The organism is Enterobacter sp. AN-K1, from assembly GCF_020971765.1.
In the GTDB taxonomy this organism is placed as follows: Bacteria; Pseudomonadota; Gammaproteobacteria; order Enterobacterales; family Enterobacteriaceae; genus Enterobacter; species Enterobacter hormaechei_C.
In genome coordinates, this window is record NZ_CP087390.1 from 551,030 (window position 1) to 574,495 (window position 23,466).

The window sequence follows — 23,466 nt, forward strand, 5'->3', positions numbered from 1 at the left end:
CCGAAAGAGTTTCAGGATGAGAACGTATAACGATGAAAGGCAGTAACAAATCCCGCTGGGCAATCGCCGTTGGTCTGATTGTGGTGGTCCTGGCCGCCGCCTGGTACTGGCACAGCCAGTCCGCGAATTCCACGGCACCTGCTGGCGCTAATAGCTCCTCACAACGCCCAACGGGCGGCGGGCGCCACGGTATGCGCGGCGGTGCGCTGGCACCGGTGCAGGCGGCAACGGCGGTGAATAAAGCGGTGCCTCGTTATCTCTCCGGGCTGGGAACCATCACCGCCGCCAACACCGTGACGGTACGTAGCCGCGTGGACGGTCAGTTGATGGCCATCCATTTCCAGGAAGGTCAGCAGGTAAAAGCCGGCGATCTGCTGGCGGAAATCGATCCAAGCCAGTTTAAGGTGGCCCTGGCGCAGGCGCAGGGGCAGCTCGCGAAAGACAAAGCTACCCTCGCCAATGCCCGCCGCGATTTAACCCGCTATCAGCAGCTGGTAAAAACCAACCTCGTGTCGCGCCAGGAGCTGGACACCCAGCAGTCTCTGGTCAGTGAATCTCAGGGCACCATCAAGGCCGACGAAGCCGCGGTCGCCAGCGCCCAGCTCCAGCTCGACTGGAGCCGGATCACCGCGCCGATTGACGGCCGCGTGGGCCTGAAACAGGTTGATATCGGGAACCAAATCTCCAGCGGCGATACCACGGGCATCGTGGTGATCACCCAGACGCATCCTATCGATCTCGTCTTTACCCTGCCGGAAAGCGACATTGCGACGGTGATACAGGCGCAGAAGGCCGGAAAAGCGCTGGTGGTTGAAGCCTGGGATCGCACCAACAAGCAGAAGCTGAGCGAAGGTTCGCTGTTGAGCCTGGATAACCAGATCGACACCACCACCGGCACCATTAAGCTAAAAGCACGCTTCAACAATCAGGATGATGCCCTGTTCCCGAATCAGTTCGTCAACGCGCGAATGCTGGTCGCGACCGAAGAAAACGCGGTAGTGATCCCGACGGCGGCCCTGCAAATGGGCAGTGAAGGCAACTTTGTCTGGGTGCTGAACAGCGAAAACAAGGTCAGCAAACACCTGGTGAAAACCGGCATCCAGGACAGCCAGACGGTGGTGATCAGCGCCGGGCTGTCCGCTGGCGACCGCGTCGTGACCGACGGTATTGACCGTCTGACCGAAGGGGCGCAGGTCGAGGTGGTGGAAGCGCAGGATACAGGAGCAAAAGCCTGATGCAGGTGATGCCGCCGAGCTCTACAGGTGGGCCATCACGCCTGTTTATCTTACGTCCGGTTGCGACGACCCTGCTGATGGTGGCGATCCTGCTGGCCGGGATCATTGGCTACCGTTTTCTGCCCGTGTCGGCGCTGCCGGAAGTGGACTACCCGACCATTCAGGTTGTCACCCTCTATCCGGGCGCCAGTCCGGATGTGGTGACGTCCGCCATCACCGCCCCGCTGGAGCGACAGTTTGGCCAGATGTCTGGCCTGAAGCAAATGTCGTCCCAGAGCTCCGGTGGCGCTTCGGTCGTCACGCTTCAGTTCCAGCTCACGCTGTCGCTGGACGTCGCTGAGCAGGAGGTGCAGGCCGCGATTAACGCCGCCACTAACCTGCTGCCGTCTGACCTGCCGAATCCACCTGTTTACAGCAAGGTCAACCCGGCGGATCCGCCGATCATGACCCTTGCCGTCACCTCCTCCGCCATGCCGATGACCCAGGTCGAAGACATGGTTGAAACCCGCGTGGCGCAGAAGATTTCGCAGGTGACCGGCGTGGGGCTGGTGACGCTGGCGGGCGGTCAACGCCCCGCCGTGCGCGTCAAACTGAATGCCCAGGCCATTGCCGCGCTGGGGTTAACCAGCGAAACCATTCGCACCGCCATCAGCAGCGCCAACGTCAACTCAGCGAAGGGTTCGCTGGACGGCCCGACCCGCGCGGTCACGCTCTCCGCCAACGACCAGATGCAGTCCGCCGATGAGTACCGTCAGCTGATCATTGCCTACCAGAACGGCGCGCCGATCCGTTTGGGCGACGTGGCAACCGTTGAACAAGGCGCGGAAAACAGCTGGCTCGGGGCGTGGGCCAATAAGCAGCAGGCGATTGTCATGAACGTTCAGCGCCAGCCGGGCGCGAACATCATTGATACCGCCGACAGCATTCGCACCATGCTGCCGCAGCTGGTGGAAAGCCTGCCAAAATCGGTCAGCGTGAAAGTGCTCTCTGACCGCACCACGAATATTCGCGCGTCAGTGACCGACACCCAGTTCGAGCTGATGCTGGCGATTGCGCTGGTGGTGATGATCATCTACCTGTTCCTGCGCAACGTCCCGGCAACCATCATTCCCGCCGTCGCCGTGCCGCTCTCGCTGGTCGGAACGTTCGCGGTGATGGTGTTCCTCGACTTCTCGATTAACAACCTGACGCTGATGGCGCTCACCATCGCCACCGGGTTTGTGGTGGACGACGCCATCGTGGTAATCGAGAACATCTCGCGCTATATCGAAAAAGGTGAAAAGCCGTTAGCCGCCGCGCTGAAGGGCGCGGGGGAGATCGGCTTTACCATTATCTCGCTCACCTTCTCGCTGATTGCGGTGCTGATCCCGCTGCTGTTTATGGGCGATATCGTCGGGCGGCTGTTCCGCGAGTTTGCCGTGACGCTGGCGGTCGCCATTCTGATCTCTGCCGTGGTGTCGCTGACGCTGACGCCGATGATGTGCGCCCGCATGCTGAGCCACGAGTCCTTGCGCAAGCAAAACCGCTTCTCGCGCGCCTCCGAGCGGATGTTCGAGCGCATTATTGCCGCCTACGGCCGCGTGCTGGCGAAAGTCCTGAACCATCCGTGGGCGACGCTCGGCGTGGCGCTCGGCACCCTGGCGCTCAGCGTCATGCTGTGGATTTTCATTCCGAAAGGCTTCTTCCCGATTCAGGACAACGGCATTATTCAGGGCACGCTTCAGGCGCCGCAGACGGTCTCCTTCGCCAACATGGCGCAGCGCCAGCAGCAGGTGTCTGAGATCATCATGAAAGATCCGGCGGTGGAAAGCCTGACTGCCTACGTGGGCGTGGACGGCACCAACCCGTCGCTCAACAGCGCGCGCCTGCAAATTAACCTTAAACCGCTCGATGACCGCGACGATCGCGTTAACGCGGTGATTGAACGCCTGCAAAGCGCGGTGGCGCGCGTGCCGGGCATTGAGCTGTATCTGCAACCGATCCAGGATTTAACCATTGATACGCAGGTGAGCCGCACGCAGTACCAGTTTACGCTCCAGGCCACCTCGCTTGAGGCACTGAGCACCTGGGTGCCGCAGCTGGTGGACAAGCTGAAAGCACTGCCGCAGGTTTCTGACGTCAGCAGCGACTGGCAGGATAAAGGGCTGGCGGCGTACGTGAACGTCAACCGCGACACCGCCAGCCGTCTGGGCATTACCATGTCCGACGTGGATAACGCCCTGTATAACGCCTTTGGCCAGCGCCTGATCTCCACCATCTATACCCAGGCCAACCAGTATCGCGTGGTGCTGGAACATAACACCGAAAACACGCCCGGGCTGGCCGCGCTGGACACGGTGCGCCTGACCAGCAAAGACGGCGGGATTGTGCCGCTCAGCGCCATTGCCAGCGTGGAAGAGCGCCACACCCCACTGTCGATTAACCATCTCGATCAGTTCCCGTCCACCACCATTTCGTTCAACGTGCCGGACGGGTATTCCCTGGGCGAAGCGGTGGAGGCCATTCTGGGCGCGGAGAAAGAACTCAGCTTCCCGTCCGATATTCAGACCCAGTTCCAGGGCAGTACGCTGGCGTTCCAGGCCGCGCTGGGCAGCACCGTCTGGCTGATTGTCGCGGCGGTGGTGGCGATGTATATCGTGCTTGGCGTGCTGTATGAAAGCTTTATCCATCCGATCACCATCCTCTCCACCCTGCCGACAGCGGGCGTGGGGGCGTTGCTGGCGCTGATGCTGGCGGGGAGCGAGCTGGACGTCATTGCGATCATCGGCATCATCCTGCTTATCGGCATTGTGAAGAAAAACGCCATCATGATGATCGACTTTGCGCTGGCCGCCGAGCGCGAGCAGGGTATGGCGCCGCGCGAGGCCATTTACCAGGCCTGTCTGCTGCGTTTTCGTCCGATCCTGATGACCACCCTCGCCGCCCTGCTGGGCGCGCTGCCGCTGATGCTGAGCACCGGCGTGGGGGCCGAACTGCGCCGTCCGCTGGGCATCGGGATGGTGGGCGGCCTGCTGGTGAGCCAGGTGCTGACGCTGTTTACCACGCCGGTTATCTACCTGCTGTTTGACCGTCTGGCCCTGTGGACGAAAAGCCGCTTCCCGAAACGTGAAGAGGAGGCGTAAGTGAAGTTTTTCGCCCTCTTCATTTACCGTCCGGTGGCGACGATTTTACTCTCCGTCGCTATTACCCTGTGCGGCGTGCTGGGCTTCCGGCTGCTGCCGGTGGCCCCGCTGCCGCAGGTCGATTTCCCGGTGATCATGGTCAGCGCCTCGCTGCCGGGTGCCTCGCCGGAAACCATGGCGTCATCGGTGGCGACGCCGCTTGAGCGCTCGCTTGGGCGAATTGCCGGGGTTAACGAGATGACCTCCAGCAGTTCGCTGGGCAGCACGCGCATCATTCTGGAATTTAACTTCGACCGGGACATCAACGGCGCGGCGCGTGACGTGCAGGCCGCGATAAACGCCGCCCAAAGCCTGCTGCCAAGCGGCATGCCGAGCCGTCCAACCTACCGCAAGGCTAACCCGTCCGACGCGCCGATCATGATCCTGACGCTCACGTCAGAGACCTACTCCCAGGGCGAGCTGTACGATTTTGCCTCCACCCAACTGGCGCAAACCATCGCCCAGATTGACGGCGTGGGCGACGTGGACGTCGGCGGCAGCTCCCTGCCCGCCGTGCGCGTGGGGCTGAATCCGCAGGCGCTGTTTAACCAGGGCGTGTCGCTGGACGACGTGCGTTCCGCCATCAGCAACGCCAACGTGCGTAAGCCGCAGGGCGCGATTGAGGACAACAGCCACCGCTGGCAGATCCAGACCAACGACGAGCTGAAAACCGCCGCCGAGTATCAGCCGTTGATTATTCACTACAACAACGGTGCGGCGGTGCGCCTGAGCGACGTCGCCAGCGTCACCGATTCGGTGCAGGACGTGCGTAACGCCGGGATGACTAACGCCAAACCGGCGATTTTGCTGATGATCCGCAAACTGCCGGAAGCCAACATTATCCAGACGGTGAACAGCATCCGCGCGCGCCTGCCGGAGCTCCAGGAAACGATTCCGGCGGCCATCGACCTCCAGATTGCGCAGGACCGCTCCCCTACCATTCGCGCCTCGCTTGAGGAGGTAGAGCAAACGCTGATCATCTCCGTCGCGCTGGTGATCCTGGTGGTGTTCCTGTTCCTGCGCTCGGGGCGCGCCACGCTGATCCCGGCGGTGGCGGTTCCGGTATCGCTGATAGGCACCTTTGCCGCCATGTACCTGTGCGGGTTTAGTCTTAACAACCTGTCGCTGATGGCGCTGACGATTGCCACCGGGTTTGTAGTGGATGACGCCATCGTGGTGCTGGAGAATATCTCGCGCCATCTGGAAGCGGGCATGAAGCCGCTCCAGGCGGCGCTTCAGGGGACGCGCGAAGTGGGCTTCACGGTCCTGTCCATGAGCCTGTCGCTGGTGGCGGTGTTCCTGCCGCTGCTGCTGATGGGCGGCCTGCCGGGGCGACTGCTGCGCGAATTTGCCGTCACGCTTTCCGTCGCCATCGGTATCTCCCTGGTGATTTCGCTGACGCTGACGCCGATGATGTGCGGCTGGATGCTAAAGCGCAGCCAACCGCACTCGCAGCCGCGCAGGAAAGGCTTTGGCCGCGTCCTGATAGCAATGCAGTCCGGCTATGGCAAATCGCTGAAATGGGTGCTGAACCACACGCGTCTTGTCGGGCTGGTGCTGATCGGCACCATTGTGCTCAACGTCTGGATGTATATCACCATCCCGAAAACCTTCTTCCCGGAGCAGGATACCGGCGTGCTGATGGGCGGTATTCAGGCGGACCAGAGTATTTCGTTCCAGGCGATGCGGGGCAAACTGCAAGACTTTATGAAAATCATCCGGGAAGATCCGGCCGTGGATAACGTCACCGGCTTTACCGGTGGTTCGCGCGTTAACAGCGGGATGATGTTTATTACCCTTAAGCCGCGCGGTGAACGTCACGAAACGGCGCAGCAGATCATTGACCGCCTGCGGCTGAAGCTCGCCAAAGAGCCGGGGGCAAATCTGTTTTTGATGGCCGTTCAGGATATTCGCGTCGGCGGACGACAGGCTAACGCCAGCTATCAGTACACCCTGCTCTCGGATGACTTAGCCGCCCTGCGCGAGTGGGAGCCGAAGATCCGTAAAGCGCTGGCCGCGCTGCCGCAGCTGGCGGACGTGAACTCCGACAGCCAGAATAACGGCGCCGAGATGGCGCTCACCTACGATCGCGAAACCATGTCCCGCCTGGGCATTAACGTTGAAGCGGCCAACAGCCTGCTTAACAACGCCTTCGGGCAGCGTGAAGTCTCCACCATCTATCAGCCGATGAACCAGTACAAGGTGGTGATGGAAGTTGATCCGCGCTACACCCAGGACATCAGCGCGCTGGACAAGATGTTTGTGATCAATAATGACGGCAAGGCGATCCCGCTGTCGTACTTCGCCAGCTGGCAGCCGTCGAACGCGCCGCTGTCGGTGAACCACCAGGGGCTTTCCGCCGCCTCGACCGTGTCGTTTAACCTGCCAACCGGCTCGTCGCTGTCTGAGGCCAGCGACGCCATCAACCGCGCCATGACCCAGCTCGGGGTGCCCTCCTCCGTGCGCGGCAGCTTTGCCGGTACGGCGCAGGTGTTCCAGGACACCATGAACTCGCAGGTCATTTTGATCCTGGCGGCTATTGCCACGGTTTATATCGTGCTGGGCGTGCTGTACGAAAGCTATGTGCACCCGTTGACCATTCTCTCCACGCTTCCCTCTGCGGGCGTGGGGGCGCTGCTGGCGCTGGAGCTGTTCGGTGCCCCGTTCAGCCTAATCGCGCTCATCGGGATCATGCTATTAATAGGTATTGTGAAGAAAAACGCGATTATGATGGTCGACTTTGCCCTGGACGCCCAGCGTAACGGCAACCTGACGCCGGACGAGGCGATATTCCAGGCCTGTCTGCTGCGTTTTCGCCCGATCATGATGACCACGCTGGCCGCGCTGTTCGGTGCGCTACCGCTGGTCATATCCGGCGGTGACGGCTCGGAACTGCGCCAGCCGCTGGGGATCACGATTGTCGGCGGCCTGGTGATGAGCCAGCTGCTGACGCTCTACACCACGCCGGTAGTCTATCTGTTCTTTGACCGCCTGCGGCTGCGTTTTTCGCGTAAAAAGAGAACCACGGTGACCGAGTAAATGACCGACCTACCCAGTAACGTTCGCTGGCAATTGTGGATCGTCGCGTTCGGCTTCTTTATGCAGTCGCTGGACACGACCATCGTGAACACCGCCCTTCCCTCGATGGCGAAAAGCCTGGGGGAGAGCCCGCTGCACATGCATATGGTGATTGTCGCCTACGTGCTGACGGTCGCCGTGATGCTGCCCGCCAGCGGCTGGCTGGCGGATAAAGTCGGTGTGCGAAACATCTTCTTCACCGCCATTGTGCTGTTTACCACCGGGTCGCTGTTTTGCGCCCAGGCCAATACCCTCGACCAGCTGGTGATGGCGCGCGTGCTACAGGGCGTCGGCGGCGCGATGATGGTACCCGTCGGGCGTTTAACGGTGATGAAAATTGTTCCGCGCGCGCAGTATATGGCGGCGATGACCTTCGTCACCTTGCCCGGTCAGGTCGGCCCGCTGCTTGGTCCGGCGCTGGGTGGTATTCTGGTGGAGTATGCCTCCTGGCACTGGATCTTCCTGATCAACCTGCCGGTCGGTATTATCGGCGCGATTGCCACCCTGACGCTGATGCCGAACTATAAAATGCAGACCCGGCGCTTTGATTTCGTTGGCTTTATCCTGCTGGCGGCTGGCATGGCGACGCTCACCCTGGCCCTCGACGGGCAAAAAGGGCTGGGGATCTCCTCCCTGTCGCTCGCCCTGCTGGTGGCGCTGGGGATCACCGCGATTCTCTGGTATCTGTGGCATGCCAGAGGCAACGCTAACGCGCTGTTCAGCCTGAATCTGTTCAGGAATCCCACCTACCGTCTTGGTCTCTTCGGCAGCTTTGCCGGACGCATCGGCAGCGGCATGTTGCCGTTTATGACGCCGGTATTTTTACAGATTGGGATGGGCTTCTCGCCGTTCCACGCCGGGCTGATGATGATCCCGATGGTGCTCGGCAGCATGGGGATGAAGCGTATTGTGGTGCAGGTGGTGAACCGCTTCGGCTATCGCCGGGTGCTGGTGGCCGCCACGATCGGGCTGGCGCTGGTCTGCCTGCTGTTTATGGCCGTGGCGCTGCTGGGCTGGTACTACATCCTGCCGCTGGTGCTGTTCTGCCAGGGGATCATCAACTCCATGCGCTTCTCGTCGATGAACACCCTGACGCTGAAAGATCTGCCGGACGAGCTGGCGAGCAGCGGTAACAGCCTGCTGTCGATGATCATGCAGCTCTCCATGAGCGTGGGGGTCACGGTCGCCGGATTGCTGCTCGGCATGTACGGTCAGCACCATCTCAGCGCCGACACCCCCGTCGCGCATCAGGTCTTTTTATACACTTACCTCAGCATGGCGGTAATTATCGCCCTGCCCGCTTTTATCTTTGCCAGAGTACCGAATGACACGACCAAAAACGTCGTGATCCGACGCGGCAAAAGGAGTGCACCATGAAATTCTGGCGTCCGGGCATCACCGGTAAGCTTTTTGTGGCGATTTTCGCCACCTGTATCGTCCTGCTGATTACCATGCACTGGGCGGTGCGGGTCAGCTTTGAGCGCGGCTTTATTGACTACATTAAGCACGGTAACGAACAGCGACTACAGGGCTTAAGCGACGCGCTGGGCGAACAGTATAGCCTGCACGGTAACTGGCGTTTTCTGCGCAATAACGATCGCTTTGTGTTTCAAATCCTGCGCTCGCTGGAGCACGATAATGACGACGACCGCCCGGGGCCGGGCATGCCGCCGCACGGCTGGCGCACCCAGTTCTGGGTGATTGATCAGGAGATGCGCGTGCTCGTTGGACCACGCTCTCCGGTACCGCCGGACGGTACAAAGCGCGCCATCACCTCGAACGGCGCCACGGTGGGCTGGGTTATCGCCTCGCCGGTCGAGCGGCTGACGCGCAACACCGACATCAACTTTGACCGCCAGCAGCGTCAGACCAGCTGGCTGATTGTCGCGCTTTCTACCCTGCTTGCGGCGCTCGCCACCTTCCCGCTGGCGCGCGGCCTGCTGGCGCCGGTTAAGCGCCTGGTGGAAGGCACGCACAAGCTGGCGGCGGGTGATTTCTCGACCCGCGTGGACACCCGCAGCCAGGATGAACTGGGCAAGCTGGCGCAGGACTTCAACCAGCTCGCCAGCACGCTGGAAAAAAACCAGCAGATGCGCCGCGATTTTATGGCCGACATTTCGCACGAGCTGCGCACCCCGCTGGCGGTGCTGCGCGGCGAGCTGGAGGCGATTCAGGACGGCGTGCGGCAGTTCACCCCCGAGTCCGTGGCCTCGCTTCAGGCGGAAGTCGGCACGCTGACCAAACTGGTGGACGATCTGCATCAGCTTTCCATGTCCGACGAAGGCGCCCTGGCCTACCAGAAAGCCCCAGTCGACGTGATCAATATCCTTGAAGTCGTGACCGGCGCATTCCGCGAGCGCTTCGCCAGCCGTGACCTGAAAATCAACCTCTCGCTGCCGGACAGCGCGGTGGTATTTGGCGACAGAGATCGCCTGATGCAGCTGTTCAATAATTTGCTGGAGAACAGCCTCCGCTACACCGACGGCGGCGGCGCGCTGCATATCTCCGGCAGGCAGGAAAACGGGCGCTTTGCCCTGAACTTTGCGGACTCTGCCCCTGGCGTGAAGGATGCGCAGCTGGAAAAACTGTTCGAGCGCTTCTATCGCACCGAAGGTTCACGCAACCGCGCCAGCGGCGGTTCCGGCCTTGGGCTGGCGATTTGCGTTAACATTGTGGAGGCCCACGGCGGCACCATCCGCGCCGCCCATTCGCCTTTTGGCGGGGTTAGCATTACAGTAGAGTTACCTCTGGAACGGGATTTATCGAGGGAAGCATGACCGAGTTACCGATTGACGACAACACACCGCGTATTTTGATCGTGGAAGACGAGCCTAAACTTGGGCAACTGCTGATCGACTATCTGCGTGCCGCAAGTTACGCGCCAACGCTTATCAGCCACGGCGACCAGGTGCTGCCCTACGTGCGCCAGACGCCGCCGGATCTGATCCTGCTGGATCTGATGCTGCCGGGTACCGACGGCCTGACCCTGTGCCGGGAAATTCGTCGTTTCTCCGATGTGCCCATCGTGATGGTGACGGCCAAAATCGAAGAGATCGACCGTCTGCTGGGGCTCGAAATCGGCGCCGACGATTACATCTGCAAGCCTTACAGCCCGCGGGAGGTGGTCGCTCGGGTGAAAACCATCCTCCGCCGCTGTAAGCCACAGCGTGAATTGCAGGTGCTGGATGCGCAAAGCCCGCTGATCGTCGACGAAAGCCGCTTCCAGGCGAGCTGGCGCAGCAAACTATTGGATCTTACCCCAGCGGAGTTCCGCCTGCTGAAAACGCTCTCCCACGAGCCGGGAAAAGTGTTTTCCCGCGAGCAGCTGCTCAACCATCTTTATGACGATTACCGCGTAGTGACCGACCGCACCATCGACAGTCACATCAAAAACCTGCGCCGCAAGCTGGAGGCACTGGACGCCGACCAGTCGTTTATTCGCGCGGTGTACGGCGTGGGTTATCGCTGGGAAGCGGATGCGTGCAGGATTGCTTAATATTTGCTTTAACGATGATTACCTGCCCAGGTAATCATCGTTCTTCATAACATTCACTTTCTAACAACACCCCTACCTGATTTGACAATTGCAAATTGTAATGTTTGATGTTAAAAACGAAATAAATCACAATATTACGGCTTCAAGAAATGCAAAATGTTATTGGTAATTTATTCATTATCATCACCACAGCTATAAGCGTTGCCAGCCTTTTCTTGGGGTTATTTGCTTATAATAAAAAAATGAAAACAAAAGCAATACAAAAAATAGAACTCCTCATACCTAAAAAAAACAGAATAACCAAGTTTTCCGAGCAATGGGTAAGCGCTTTTTTCCTGGCATTCGGTAATCATGCATTCTCAAAAAGGCAATTAATTACCATACCGTTTTTATTGATTTTATATTCCAGTATCTTATTTGTAGTTTGGTATCTCTGGGTGCTGACTTTTAGAAATCCTGAGCACATCATTCCTCAACATCTGCCATTGACCATTAAAGTTGCATTGCATGACTTTATTCATTTTGGCTTTTGGTACTCTTTACTGCTTGATGTGATGTCAATTTATCTTATCAGAGCTTACATTAACGCAGGTCTATCGAAAGGGTTTTCGTCTGTAAAATCGATCGTTTATTTTTCTTCAATTGTTCTGGGCGTTATGCTCTCATTTACACTTATCGTCACCCATCTTAAAAATGCTTCGATTGAGGACCTCTATATCCAGCAAGGCCTGTATTTTGAAGACAGACCTGTAATGACATGGAACCCGCTGGAAGTGATACGGTCTTCACTGGATTTCATCGATAACGAAACCATGATTATCTTTACCTCAAAAGGGGCAATATCTAACTACTTCATTCCGCAGGCTATCATGTTTTACCTTTCCATGTTTACGCAATTGACGCTGCTTATTGTTTTCATCAGCTATATGATCACAAAAATACTGCATAACATTCGAACAGTTGCCATCTGGACAGTCAAGTATTCTGGAACGGCTACGATGAATGCCATTGGTTTCATTCTTATCGCCGGTATTATTCTACTTGCTTTAATATATTTGTGTTTGTATGTCATATCGCTAATGGTTTAAAGATACGAAGTATTATGTCATCTGAAAGGGGTGAGGCGCTTTACCTCCCCGCCCCGCAGCGCTACAATGCCCGCCCTTAAAGTGGGGGATCTCCCCTTACCGCTGCACCAGGTGCACGCGGATCTGACCTGTCATCAGAACGAGAACAAACATGTTTAAACCGGAACTCCTTTCCCCGGCGGGAACGCTGCAAAATATGCGTTACGCTTTCGCCTATGGTGCCGACGCCGTTTACGCGGGCCAGCCGCGCTACTCGCTGCGCGTGCGTAACAACGAATTCAACCACGAGAATCTTCAGCTCGGCATCAATGAAGCGCATGCCCTGGGCAAAAAATTCTACGTGGTGGTGAACATCGCGCCGCACAACGCCAAGCTGAAAACGTTCATTCGCGACCTGAAGCCGGTCGTGGAGATGGGGCCGGACGCGCTGATCATGTCGGACCCGGGTTTAATCATGCTGGTTCGGGAGAACTTCCCGGAGATGGACATTCACCTCTCGGTGCAGGCTAACGCCGTCAACTGGGCAACGGTGAAATTCTGGAAACAGATGGGGCTGACCCGCGTCATTCTGTCCCGCGAGCTGTCCCTCGAAGAGATCGAAGAGATCCGCACCCAGGTGCCGGATATGGAGATCGAAATCTTCGTTCACGGCGCGCTGTGCATGGCCTACTCCGGCCGCTGCCTGCTCTCTGGCTACATCAACAAGCGTGACCCGAACCAGGGCACCTGCACCAACGCCTGCCGCTGGGAATATAACGTTCAGGAAGGCAAAGAAGATGACATCGGCAATATCGTGCACAAACACGAGCCGATCCCGGTCACCAACGTTGAGCCAACGCTGGGTATCGGCGCGCCTACCGACAGCGTGTTTATGATCGAAGAAGCCAAACGTCCGGGCGAATACATGACCGCCTTCGAAGACGAGCATGGCACCTACATCATGAACTCCAAAGATCTGCGCGCCATCGCACACGTCGAGCGTTTAACCCAGATGGGCGTACACTCCCTGAAAATCGAAGGCCGCACCAAGTCTTACTACTACTGCGCCCGTACCGCACAGGTGTATCGCAAAGCCATCGACGATGCCGCCGCCGGCAAACCGTTCGACACCAGCCTGCTGGAAACGCTGGAAGGTCTGGCGCATCGCGGCTATACCGAAGGTTTCCTGCGCCGTCACACCCACGACGACTACCAGAACTACGAGCATGGCTACTCGATTTCCGAACGCCAGCAGTTTGTAGGCGACTTCACCGGCGAACGTAAAGGTCCGCTGGCCGCCGTCGCCGTAAAAAACAAATTCACTAAAGGCGACAGCCTGGAGCTGATGACGCCTCAGGGCAACATGAACTTCCGCCTGGAGCACCTGGAAAACAAAAAAGGTGAGGCGATAGAGGTCGCACCTGGCGACGGCCATGTGGTCTGGCTGCCGGTTCCTGAAGAGGTAGAGCTGGAGTTTGCGCTGCTGATGCGTAATTTTGAAGGTGAAAATACCCGAAATCCACACGGCAAATAGTCAATCAACGGGATTTTTTCACGCTGGGATAATTCTTAGAATCGGATCACATACCGCTTCGTTCAATACGGGTATTATCCCCCCGCTGAAAAACATAACCCATAAATGCTAGCTGTACCAGGAACCACCTCCTTAGCCTGCGTAATCTCCCTTACGCGGGCTTATTTTTTGCCTTTCATCCTGTTCTTACCCGCTTTTTCCTTCTCTGGGATACACTCTTTCTATAGTTAAAAAAGGGAGCAACCCGGATGGCATCCTATCCAGACAGTTTATTAATTCTCAATGGCAAAAGTGCAGGCAACGATCTGTTGCGCCAGGCGATCACCGAATTGCGTGAAGATGGCGCGCGCATTCACGTGCGGGTGACCTTTGAAAAAGGCGATGCGGCACGCTATATCGACGAAGGCATCAGGTTAGGTGCTGAGACCATCATTTCAGGCGGCGGCGACGGAACAATCAACGAGATCGCTGGTGCGCTTATTGACCTCAACACAGCACATCGCCCGGTGATGGGCATTTTACCGCTCGGTACCGCCAATGATTTTGCCACCAGCGCCGGCATACCTGAGGATTTAGGCAAAGCACTGCAACTGGCTATCCTCGGGAAAGCGACCGCCGTCGACATTGCACAGGTGAATGAAAGAACCTGCTTTATCAACATGGCTACGGGCGGTTTCGGCACGCGGATCACCAGCGAAACGCCGGAGAAGCTGAAAGCCGCGCTGGGCGGCGTCTCGTACCTCATTCACGGTCTGATGCGCATGGACACCCTCAAACCCGACAGCTGTGAAATCCACGGTGAGAACTTCCACTGGCAGGGCGACGCGCTGGTGATTGGTATCGGCAACGGACGTCAGGCAGGCGGCGGACAGCAGCTTTGCCCGGAAGCCCTGATTAATGATGGTCAGCTACAGCTGCGCATTTTTACTGGCGACGGGCTGCTGCCCGCGCTGTTTACGACGCTGACGCAGCCAGAGGAGAGCCCCAATATTATCGCCGGGAAATCCGCGTGGTTTGAAGTGATCGCCCCACACGGCATGACCTTTAACCTTGATGGCGAACCGCTGAGCGGAGAGAAATTCCGCATCGAAGTGGTTCCGGGCGCGTTGCAGTGCCGATTACCGCCGGATTGTCAGCTCTTGCGCTGATGGTTTGCCGGGTGGCGGCTACGCCTTACCCGGCCTACAGGACCGATCGCGTAGCCGCCACCCGGCTACCTAATACACCGCCACCTCCCGCGCCATCTCGCGGGAATACTGCTGTGAGGCATTGACCAGCATCCGCGTATAGTCGGTTTTGGCCTGCCCGGCGACCAGTTCGTCCACCGTCAGGCTTTCAAGGATTTTGCCATACTGCATTACCGCCACCTTCTGACACAGATGGGCAATCACGCCCAGATCGTGGGTGACCATCAGGTAGGTCAGGTTCGACTCACGCTGAAGTTCCGCCAGCAGGTTGAGGATTTCCGCCTGAACCGAGACGTCCAGCGCCGAGGTAGGTTCATCCAGCAGCAGCACCTGCGGCTCCAGAATCAGCGCCCTGGCAATCGCCACGCGCTGGCGCTGCCCGCCGGAAAGCTGGTGCGGATAGCGATCGCGAAACGCCCGGTTAAGCCCAACTTTATCCAGCAGGGCGTGAACGCGCCGCTCCCGATCTTTTATGCGGTGAATGTGCAGCGGCTCTTCCAGAATATCGCCGATGGTGTGACGCGGATGCAAAGAGCCGTACGGATCCTGAAATACCATCTGCACCCGGCGGCAGCGTTCCTGGCTGATACGTTTTTCCAGCCGCTTGCCGTTAATCGCCAGCTCGCCCTCCCAGTGGGTAAACAGCCCGGCAAGGCATTTCAGCACCGTGGTTTTGCCCGAACCGGACTCCCCCACCAGGCCGTAAATCTCCCCCTCCCTCACGCTGATATTCACATCGTCCAGCACCTGATTACGCTTCTCGCCCTCGCCAAACGTCAGGTTAAGGTGTTGTATCTCGATCATCTCTGCTCCTTACTCGGTGAGCCAGCTGGCCTGACGCTGTAATACCGGCAGCGTCGGTCGGCGATGATTTATTTCCGGTAGCGCGCTGATGAGCCCCTGGGTGTAGGGATGCCTGGCGTTGTGCAGATCCTTCGCGGCAATCGACTCCACCACCCGTCCGGCGTACATCACCAGCACCCGGTCGCAGAAGCTGCGCACCAGGTTGATGTCGTGGCTGATAAAGATCAGCCCCAGACCGCGGGACTGCACCAGGTCATCCAGTAACCCCAGCACCTGCAAGCGCACCGACACGTCCAGCGCCGAAGTCGGCTCGTCGGCAATGACCAGCTCCGGGTCGGCGATCAGCATCATGGCGATCATGATGCGTTGCCCCTGCCCGCCGGAAATCTCGTGCGGGCAGAGGTGATACACCCGTTCCGGCTGGCGAATGCGCACCACGTCGAGCATCTCCAGCACTCTGGATTTGGCTTCCGCCTTGCGCCCCGGATGATGGGTCAGCCAGGCTTCGGCAATTTGGTCGCCCACGCACACCACCGGGTTAAGGGAGTATTTCGGGTCCTGCATGATCATCGAGATGCGCTTGCCGCGAATGCCGCGCATCTGCGCCTCGCTGACGGCCTGTAAATCGACATCGCCAAACTGCATCCGCGCGGCGCGGATCTGCGCTTTGGCCGGATGCAGGCGTAGCAGCGCCCGCCCGACGGTGGATTTACCGGAACCGGATTCACCGACAATCGCCAGCTTTTCGCGTCCGAGCTGGAAAGAGACGCCGCGCACCGCGTGGGTGACCGCGCCGCCGTTGATAAAATCGACGTGGAGATCGCGCACGTCGAGCATCGGGTTATTCGCTACGAGGATCGAGGATGTCACGCAAGCCATCTCCTAAGAAGTTGAACGCCAGACTGTTGATCAGGATCGCCAGCCCCGGAATAGTCACCACCCACCAGCACTCCATCATGTAGGTACGACCGCTGGAGATCATCGCTCCCCACTCCGGCTCCGGCGGCTGTGCGCCAAGGCCAAGAAAGCCCAGCCCGGCGGCGGTGAGAATGATCCCCGCCATGTTCATGGTGATGCGGATAATCACTGACGGCAGGCACAGCGGGACAATGTGACGCCACAGTACGCGCACCGGGGAAGCACCCTGAAGCCGCACGGCGGAGACAAAATCGGCCTGGCGCAGAGAGAGAGTTTCGGCGCGCGCCAGACGGGCAATCGGCGGCCAGGCGGTGAGCGTAATCGCAATCACCACGTGCTCCAGCCCCGGCCCGAGCGCCGCGACAAACGCCAGCGCCAGCACCAGGCTCGGGAAGGAGATAAAGATATCGGTGACGCGCATCAGCACCGCGTCCACCCTGCCGCCGAAGTAGCCTGCGGTCACGCCCAGCAGCAGCCCCAGCGGGCCAACGGTCACGGAGACCAGCAGCACGATGTAGAGCGTGATGCGCGCGCCGTACACCAGCCGGCTGAAGATGTCCCGGCCAAACTCGTCGGTGCCGAACCAGTGCAGTGCGTTCGGGGCGACCAGCGCGTTATTGAGGTCCTGCACCAGCGGGTTGTACGGCGCGATCAGCGGGGCAAACGCCGCCACAATCAGCAGCAGCAGGATAATCCCGCCGCCGATGGCGGTGAGCGGATTGCGCGCCATCTTGCCGACGAAGCCCGCGGCGCGGCCCAGCGTGCGTCTGATACGCTGGCGGCGTTCGGATGGCCCGGTCCCCAGCGGCGAATCCAGAGAAACGGTCATGATTTCGTCCTCGGGTCAAAGAGTTGATACAGCATGTCGGAGAGCAGGTTCAGCATCACGAAGATGACCCCCACCAGCAGCACGCAGCCCATGACCGCGTTCATATCCCCGAGCAGCAGGCTGCCGGTGAGATACGAACCGAAGCCCGGCCAGGAGAAGACGGTTTCAATCAGCACCGCCCCCTCCAGCAGCGAGCCGTAGGCCAGCGCCACTACCGTCAGGAGCTGCACGAGAATGTTGCGAAACGCGTGATTCCAGATCACCTGACGTTCAGTTAAGCCCTTCACCCGGGCAGTGATAATGAACTCCTGCGACAGCTGCGCCAGCATGAAGCTGCGGGTCATGCGGCTGATATAGGCCAGCGAGTGGAAGCCAAGCAGCGACGCGGGCAAAACCAGATGGTTAATGGCGTTCCAGAACACCGCGCCGTTTCCGGCCAGCAATGCATCCACCGTCATCAGTCCGGTGCGGCGTGGGACTACCCCCTCCAGTCCGAGATCCACACGCCCCGCGCCCCCCACCCAGCCAAGCCAGGCGTAGAACAGCAGCAGCCCCATCATCCCGACCCAGAAAATCGGCGTGGAATAACCCGCCAGACTGATGATGCGCACCACGTAGTCGGAAACGCTGTTGCGCCGCGCCGCCGCCAGTACGCCCAGCGGAATGCCCAGACCCGCACCGACGATAATCGCCATCGTCGCCAGCTCGAGCGTCGCCGGGAAGACGCGCAGAATATCGGCAGTCACCGGTTTACCCGTCAGCAGGGCATTGCCCAGATCGCCGTGCAGCAGGTTATTGAGGTAAATACCGAACTGAGCCAGCAGCGACCGGTCGAATCCCAGCTGGTGATAGACCTGCTGATAGGTGCTGTGGTCGGCATCCGGTCCGACAATCGCCAGCACCGGATCAACGGGCATTACGCGGCCGATGAAAAAGGTCAGCAGCAGCAGACCGAACAGCGTCACCACCACCTGCGTTAACCGCTTTGAGAAGCGCCGGGTCCGTGAGCCGGGCGCGAGAATTGCCACGCTCATTTTTCACCTCCGGTTTTGTAGACGTCGCGCAGGAAGGTCGTGGCCGAGGGGTGCGACTGAAAGTTCTTCACCTCGTTACGCACCACCACTGAATCCACCATCTGCGACAGGGGGATCATCGCCGGGATCAGCGCGTCGTAGCGCACCTGGATCTGCTGGTAGTCGGCGACCTGTTTCTTCGGATCGCGCTCCAGCAGGGCCTTGTCGATCATTTCGTTGAGCGGCTTGTCGTAGAAGCTGGTACGCCAGCCCTGGAAGTTGGTCAGACGGGCTTCATCGCTGTTGTCCGGGTTATAGACCAACGCCCGCAGGCTGGAGTGCGGATGGGGTTCGACGCCGCTACCGCCGCGCCCCACCAGCATGTCGAACTTGCGCTCGCGCATTGCGCCGTAAATCTGGTTCCCGGTGCCGGTGATGATTTTGGCGTTGATGCCCGCCTGCATCAGCGTCGACTGCACGGCGATGGCGATATTGAGGAACGGCTGATCCGCCAGCACCCGCAGGGTGGTGTCAAACCCGTCCGGGTAGCCCGCCTCCGCCAGCAGCTTTCTGGCGCGCGGGATATCGAGCCTATAGCCCGGGTCCGGCAGCGTGGACGGCATACCCGCCTTGATCGGGCGCTGGTGCAGCACGCCGTAGCCCGGCATCAGCGCGCTGTTGATGCCCTGATAGTCAATCAGATAGCGCACCGCTTCGCGCACCTTCGGGTTAGCGAAATGGGCCTCTTTCATGCTCATCGCCACGTAGTACACCGTGCCTTTCTGCACGGCTTCGACGGTGAGCTGCGGGTCTTTGCGCAGGGCGTTAATGTCCGCCACCGCCATGTTGTTGGCAACGTCGAGGTCGCCTTTCTCAATCATCAGGCGCAGGGTTTGTGACTCCTGGAAATGACGCAGCACCACCCGGCTCATTTTGGGTTCTTCCCGCCAGTATTGCGGGTTGCGCTGCATGCGCAGCACATCCTTCGCCTGCCAGGTTTCCAGCATAAACGGGCCGGAACCCGCTTCGTTGGTGGTAAGCCAGCGGTTGCCCCAGTCGTTATTCACCGCGTGCTGCTGCACCGTTTTGCTGTCGAGCACGCCGAGGTTGCCGAGCGCGCCGAGGGAGTAGATCACCAGCTGCGGATCGTTAGGCTTAGGCAGAACAATTTGCACCGTGTAGGCATCGGTGGCGCTGATTTGGCTGTCGATGTTTTGCTTAGAAAATCCATACGACTTCCACACCGAGGCCTGGGCAAGGTTGAGGTGCAGCAGACGGCGCATCGACCAGACCACATCCTCCGCCGTGAGCGGGTTGCCAGAGTGGAATTTAACGTCGTCACGCAGGTGAAAGGTCAGGGTTTTACGGTCCGGCGAAATATCCCAGGACGTCGCCAGCGCGGGCCTGACGTTGGTGAGCGCGTTCGGGTCCAGCTCCACCAGCGAGTCGTAGAGATTGACCACAATGCCGACCACTTCGTTACCGGTCATTGCCGCCGGATCGAGGGTCAGCAGGTTATTCATGTTCATGCCGATGATGAGCTGGTCGGGCGGCGTTTTCGCGTACGCCGCACCGCTCCCCATCATCAGCGAGAGCGCGAGCAAGCACGCCCCGGCTAAGGGAGATCGTTTCATGTATATATCGCCTGTAGGGTACGTTTTTATCTGTCAGTCGTGGCTGACGGTATTGGCTTCGATATATGCAAAATTAATGTCTTCGCCCAGTCCCGGGCGGGTCGGCAGACTGACCATGCCGTTTTCGTCCATCGGGTCCACCAGGCTGTTGAGGTACGCCGCCGGTTGGTCGTAGTCGAGGAACGGGTGCAGCAGGCCGCGCTCGTACCAGCGGCAGTTTTTGATGGCGCCAATCACCGCCAGGCTGGCCGCGCCGTTGCCGTGTATTTCGCAGTCCATGCCAAAAGATTCCGCCAGGTTCGCCACCTTCAGCGTTGGGGAAATGCCGCCCACGCCGTTCGACCCTGCGCGCAGGATGTCGCAGGCCCCGGCTTTGATCCAGTCAGCACGGCTGTGGTGCTTTCCGCCCAGGCTTTCCGGCCCGATAACCGGAATCGAGAGATTCTCCGCCAGCCACGCGTAGGAGGCCATGCTCTCCTCCTCCATCGGCTCTTCAAACCAGGCGAAGTCAAGCTTTTCCAGCGCTTTGCCGATGTACAGCGCCTCGGTACGGCTGTACCAGTGGTAGCCGTCAATCATCAGGTCAATGTCCGGGCCAACCGCTTCACGCACGGCGGCACAGGCTTTGACGTCCATCTTTGGATTGGGGGCGAAAGAGACCGGCGGCATCCAGGTGTGCAGCTTGATGGCCTTGTAACCGCGCGCCACCAGCTTTTCGGCAAAGCTGGCGTACTCCTCTGGCGTGGATAATCCGCCCGGCAGATCGTCGCCGCACATGGTGCTGCCGTAGGCCGGCACCTTATCGCGATAGCCGCCAAGCAGTTTCCAGACCGGCAGGTTGAGCTTACGGCCAATCAGATCCCACAGCGCCTGTTCAACGAAGCCCAGCGCACGCTCGGTCAGCTGATGCGCGCTTCCCCGCTGCCAGTGCGCCAGATCCTGCCAGATGCGTTCCCGGTTGAATGCGTCCTGCCCCACCAGCACTTTGCGAAAGAAGGTATTGACCACAAAGGGGCGCACCACTTCCGGCGGCGCGAACGAATATCCGCGGGTGCCCTCTTCTGCCGTGATGGTCAGCATCGCCATTTTGGCCATGCTCTCCGGCCCAGGATGCGAATGCCCCGCGGCGTCAGAGACCCGACGCGTCGGGTACTGAAAAACGGTGACGTTTACAGATTCAATTTTCATTATCGGTCCTTAAGTCCGGCGATAAGCCCAGAAGCAGAAAATGACAAAGGGGTTTTATGATTTTAAAAATGCGTTTCAGTATGTAATTTAAGCATAAAAAATCAGCACGTCCTCGGACAAAACGCGTTAAGGAGAGGCTATTTTTTGGGCATATGCACGGTCGGACGTGACAATTTTCACAAAAGCGCGGGGAAATGTGAGGTTGATCGGGAGGCGTTATTTGAAGGTAAGCGCAGAAGCAGGAATATGCTGACCGGCAACAACCCGCGGAAACTTCTGCGCTTACAAATCAGTCAACTAACCCGCTTCCGGGGCTGGAACGGCAAGCGTTTCCAGCAGCGCATGCATAGACGCATACCGGCCACTGGCATTGTTAAAGCTGGCATGATGGCACGCTGGCGAGACGATGATGGTTTTGAGCCCCGCACTAAGGGCGGCACGGTAGCCGCTCTGGCTGTCCTCAATCACTATGCACTGCGAGGCCGTCAGGCCTAATTTTCGCAGCGCCGAGAGATAGACGGCAGGGTGCGGTTTTCCGTAGCGTTCATCGTCGGCGCTGCAAATGACCTCAAAATAGTGACCCATCCTGAGTTTCTTAAGCACCGCATGCACGATTTCATGCGACGAAGAGGTGGCAAGTGCAATCCGGTAACCTGCCTCACGAAAATACGACATCACGTCGTAGATGCCTTCTATCGCTTTGCCTTCCCGGCCAATCAGTTCGATGATGCGCAGACGAATGGCCGCTTCAATCATTTCAGGATCGGCCTCAAGTTTGCAGTATTCGCACCAGGTCCGGGCAATCTCATCCAGCCGCTTGCCTTTCGTCAGTGACTCACACTCTTCGTCGCTGACCTCAGCACGCCAGCCTGCCAGAGCTGCTTTCTGCGCCTGACGCCACAGGCCTTCGGAGTCAATGATGACGCCATCCATGTCAAAAATTACCGCCTTAACATCCATCATACGTCTCCGTGAATGGCCCGACGCTGCCGTCAGGCCTGAATAAATTACGAAATTCCGACCGTTTCACCCTTACAGGTTTCCTGACGAACAAACCCAGGCTGTTCAACCCGAATAAACGGACACAGGATGAAGGCCACGACATACAGCGCCGTGTAGGCAATGACCACGCCGAGCGTGCTGAACCAGGGCAGCAGCACCACGGCAATCGCCGGCGCAAGGAAGTTTGACAGACCGGCTGACAGGTTATACACCGAAATCGCCGCCCCCTTGTGCCGCGGCTCCAGCGCCGGGAACACCGCCGCCATCGGTACGAAGGCCGCCACAAAAATCCCCAGCGCGATGGCCGGGACCAGTGCCATGGCAAAGTTATGCCCGAAGTGCTGCGGAATGTAGTAAAACGCCAGGCTCGAGAGCGCCATCCCGATACAGCCAAACCAGCGCACCACCCGCATCCAGCCCATTTTTTCCGCCACCACGCCCCAGAAGACGTTCGAGAAGATGGTGGTGAAGAAGAATACCGCCCAGACCTGAAGCCACTCGGAGGTGGTGAAGCCCAGTTCGTCAACAAACATCATCGGCATGATGACGGCAAACCCGAACAGGGAGAGGGTGTTGATGATACGCACCATGCTGGAGAGCAGAATACTGCGGTTGGTGTAGAGCAGCGTCGCCGCACGGCCCAGCTCGGCGAATTTTTCCCGGGTGGAGAGAGTCTGCATATGCCGTGGCGTTTCCACCTTACGCATAGAGACCAGCGCAATGATCCCGCCGGTTACGCAGAATGCCAGCGCCAGCCACAGGGTGCCCATCTCCCCGATGTGCGGAATGGTAAAGCTCGGAATGTAGCTGCCGAACACGCCGATGCCGATAGAGTAAACCGCCCAGAACCAGCCCAGCGCCGCGCTGGTACTGTCGCTGCGAACGTTATGCACAATGGCGACGATAAAGGCATAGAGGAACAGCGGATAGGCCAGGCCGCGGATCCCGTAGAACAGCAGAATTAATGCGTAATTTGCCTGACCCAGACCAAAAACGAGAAACAGGACGTGGAAAACGCACCACAGGACGAAGCCAATCAGCATGGTTTTTTGCGGGGTGATGATTTCAGCCACCACGCCGGAAATCCATGCGGAGAGCGCCGCCGCGAGACCGTAGAGCGTGAAGGCGAAAGAGGCTTCAGCAGGCGTGAAGCCCAGCGCCTTAATATAGTGCGACAGGAATGCCAGCTCGAAACCATCGCCCGTCATAAAGACCGCGATAGCGATATACCCCCAGACCAGACTCAGGGGTAATCCCAGCCATTGTTTGTTATTTAACGACATATTGACCTCGTTTTTAGGGTACAGGGAACCGCTCCGG

17 protein-coding genes are annotated in these 23,466 nt (G+C 58.9%); 9 read left to right on the forward strand and 8 right to left on the reverse strand.

Annotated features, from left to right (window positions below):
* The first annotated feature begins 32 nt into the window (after positions 1–32).
* From LOC22_RS02705 to yegS, 9 genes are all read left to right on the forward strand, one after another.
* Positions 33–1,235 carry an MdtA/MuxA family multidrug efflux RND transporter periplasmic adaptor subunit gene (locus LOC22_RS02705; RefSeq protein WP_230239335.1) on the forward strand — a complete coding sequence of 401 codons (1,203 nt, stop codon included), beginning with the start codon at positions 33–35 and terminating at the stop codon, positions 1,233–1,235.
* Positions 1,235–4,357 (forward strand): MdtB/MuxB family multidrug efflux RND transporter permease subunit, encoded by a 3,123-nt coding sequence (locus tag LOC22_RS02710; RefSeq protein ID WP_017383264.1) that lies wholly within the window; start codon positions 1,235–1,237, stop codon positions 4,355–4,357. The genes LOC22_RS02705 and LOC22_RS02710 overlap by 1 nt, the downstream gene beginning before the upstream one ends.
* Positions 4,358–7,435, forward strand: a complete 3,078-nt coding sequence (mdtC, locus tag LOC22_RS02715) for a multidrug efflux RND transporter permease subunit MdtC (protein WP_045357020.1) — start codon at positions 4,358–4,360, stop codon at positions 7,433–7,435.
* Positions 7,436–8,851 carry an MFS transporter gene (locus LOC22_RS02720; protein ID WP_045328806.1) on the forward strand — a complete coding sequence of 472 codons (1,416 nt, stop codon included), beginning with the start codon at positions 7,436–7,438 and terminating at the stop codon, positions 8,849–8,851.
* Positions 8,848–10,251, forward strand: coding sequence for a two-component system sensor histidine kinase BaeS (baeS, locus tag LOC22_RS02725; RefSeq protein WP_096205024.1), 1,404 nt, complete (start codon positions 8,848–8,850; stop codon positions 10,249–10,251). Before LOC22_RS02720 ends, baeS begins: the two co-directional genes overlap by 4 nt.
* The gene (gene baeR / locus LOC22_RS02730; protein WP_015572364.1) at positions 10,248–10,970 is read left to right on the forward strand and encodes a two-component system response regulator BaeR; all 723 of its coding nucleotides are present in this window, start codon (positions 10,248–10,250) and stop codon (positions 10,968–10,970) included. The genes baeS and baeR overlap by 4 nt, the downstream gene beginning before the upstream one ends.
* Before the next feature lie 149 nt (positions 10,971–11,119).
* The gene (locus LOC22_RS02735; protein ID WP_015572363.1) at positions 11,120–12,058 is read left to right on the forward strand and encodes a hypothetical protein; all 939 of its coding nucleotides are present in this window, start codon (positions 11,120–11,122) and stop codon (positions 12,056–12,058) included.
* 151 nt (positions 12,059–12,209) lie between these two features.
* Positions 12,210–13,571: a tRNA 5-hydroxyuridine modification protein YegQ gene (gene yegQ / locus LOC22_RS02740; protein ID WP_017383261.1), complete on the forward strand. Its 1,362-nt coding sequence runs from the start codon at positions 12,210–12,212 to the stop codon at positions 13,569–13,571.
* Positions 13,572–13,819: 248 nt separating this feature from the next.
* Positions 13,820–14,719 (forward strand): lipid kinase YegS, encoded by a 900-nt coding sequence (gene yegS / locus LOC22_RS02745; protein WP_015572360.1) that lies wholly within the window; start codon positions 13,820–13,822, stop codon positions 14,717–14,719.
* 69 nt (positions 14,720–14,788) lie between these two features.
* Here yegS and LOC22_RS02750 read toward each other — a convergent pair whose 3' ends face one another.
* The 8 genes from LOC22_RS02750 to LOC22_RS02785 all read right to left on the reverse strand — a co-directional run bounded on the left by LOC22_RS02750 (position 14,789) and on the right by LOC22_RS02785 (position 23,429).
* Positions 14,789–15,562: an ABC transporter ATP-binding protein gene (locus tag LOC22_RS02750; RefSeq protein WP_058687523.1), complete on the reverse strand. Its 774-nt coding sequence runs from the start codon at positions 15,560–15,562 to the stop codon at positions 14,789–14,791.
* 9 nt (positions 15,563–15,571) lie between these two features.
* Positions 15,572–16,432 carry an ABC transporter ATP-binding protein gene (locus LOC22_RS02755; RefSeq protein WP_230239336.1) on the reverse strand — a complete coding sequence of 287 codons (861 nt, stop codon included), beginning with the start codon at positions 16,430–16,432 and terminating at the stop codon, positions 15,572–15,574.
* A complete protein-coding gene (locus LOC22_RS02760) occupies positions 16,404–17,309 on the reverse strand; it encodes an ABC transporter permease (protein ID WP_045142415.1) in 906 nt (301 codons plus the stop codon). Before LOC22_RS02760 ends, LOC22_RS02755 begins: the two co-directional genes overlap by 29 nt.
* Positions 17,306–18,343, reverse strand: coding sequence for an ABC transporter permease (locus LOC22_RS02765; RefSeq protein WP_032104610.1), 1,038 nt, complete (start codon positions 18,341–18,343; stop codon positions 17,306–17,308). Before LOC22_RS02765 ends, LOC22_RS02760 begins: the two co-directional genes overlap by 4 nt.
* Positions 18,340–19,956, reverse strand: coding sequence for an ABC transporter substrate-binding protein (locus tag LOC22_RS02770; protein WP_230239337.1), 1,617 nt, complete (start codon positions 19,954–19,956; stop codon positions 18,340–18,342). Before LOC22_RS02770 ends, LOC22_RS02765 begins: the two co-directional genes overlap by 4 nt.
* A 33-nt stretch (positions 19,957–19,989) precedes the next feature.
* The gene (locus LOC22_RS02775) at positions 19,990–21,144 is read right to left on the reverse strand and encodes a mandelate racemase family protein (protein WP_015572356.1); all 1,155 of its coding nucleotides are present in this window, start codon (positions 21,142–21,144) and stop codon (positions 19,990–19,992) included.
* 297 nt (positions 21,145–21,441) lie between these two features.
* Positions 21,442–22,107 (reverse strand): HAD family hydrolase, encoded by a 666-nt coding sequence (locus LOC22_RS02780; RefSeq protein WP_086524652.1) that lies wholly within the window; start codon positions 22,105–22,107, stop codon positions 21,442–21,444.
* 44 nt (positions 22,108–22,151) lie between these two features.
* Positions 22,152–23,429: an RbtT/DalT/CsbX family MFS transporter gene (locus tag LOC22_RS02785; protein ID WP_017693074.1), complete on the reverse strand. Its 1,278-nt coding sequence runs from the start codon at positions 23,427–23,429 to the stop codon at positions 22,152–22,154.
* Between the last annotated feature and the right edge of the window lie 37 nt (positions 23,430–23,466).

Coding starts and splice junctions, on each gene's coding strand:
- LOC22_RS02705 (WP_230239335.1), top strand. CDS start 33: ATGAAAGGCAGTAACAAATCCCGCTGGGCAATCGCCGTTGGTCTGATT.
- yegQ (WP_017383261.1), top strand. CDS start 12,210: ATGTTTAAACCGGAACTCCTTTCCCCGGCGGGAACGCTGCAAAATATG.
- LOC22_RS02720 (WP_045328806.1), top strand. CDS start 7,436: ATGACCGACCTACCCAGTAACGTTCGCTGGCAATTGTGGATCGTCGCG.
- baeR (WP_015572364.1), top strand. CDS start 10,248: ATGACCGAGTTACCGATTGACGACAACACACCGCGTATTTTGATCGTG.
- LOC22_RS02780 (WP_086524652.1), bottom strand. CDS start 22,107: ATGATGGATGTTAAGGCGGTAATTTTTGACATGGATGGCGTCATCATT.
- LOC22_RS02760 (WP_045142415.1), bottom strand. CDS start 17,309: ATGACCGTTTCTCTGGATTCGCCGCTGGGGACCGGGCCATCCGAACGC.
- baeS (WP_096205024.1), top strand. CDS start 8,848: ATGAAATTCTGGCGTCCGGGCATCACCGGTAAGCTTTTTGTGGCGATT.
- LOC22_RS02765 (WP_032104610.1), bottom strand. CDS start 18,343: ATGAGCGTGGCAATTCTCGCGCCCGGCTCACGGACCCGGCGCTTCTCA.
- LOC22_RS02750 (WP_058687523.1), bottom strand. CDS start 15,562: ATGATCGAGATACAACACCTTAACCTGACGTTTGGCGAGGGCGAGAAG.
- LOC22_RS02710 (WP_017383264.1), top strand. CDS start 1,235: ATGCAGGTGATGCCGCCGAGCTCTACAGGTGGGCCATCACGCCTGTTT.
- LOC22_RS02785 (WP_017693074.1), bottom strand. CDS start 23,429: ATGTCGTTAAATAACAAACAATGGCTGGGATTACCCCTGAGTCTGGTC.
- LOC22_RS02770 (WP_230239337.1), bottom strand. CDS start 19,956: ATGAAACGATCTCCCTTAGCCGGGGCGTGCTTGCTCGCGCTCTCGCTG.
- yegS (WP_015572360.1), top strand. CDS start 13,820: ATGGCATCCTATCCAGACAGTTTATTAATTCTCAATGGCAAAAGTGCA.
- LOC22_RS02775 (WP_015572356.1), bottom strand. CDS start 21,144: ATGAAAATTGAATCTGTAAACGTCACCGTTTTTCAGTACCCGACGCGT.
- LOC22_RS02735 (WP_015572363.1), top strand. CDS start 11,120: ATGCAAAATGTTATTGGTAATTTATTCATTATCATCACCACAGCTATA.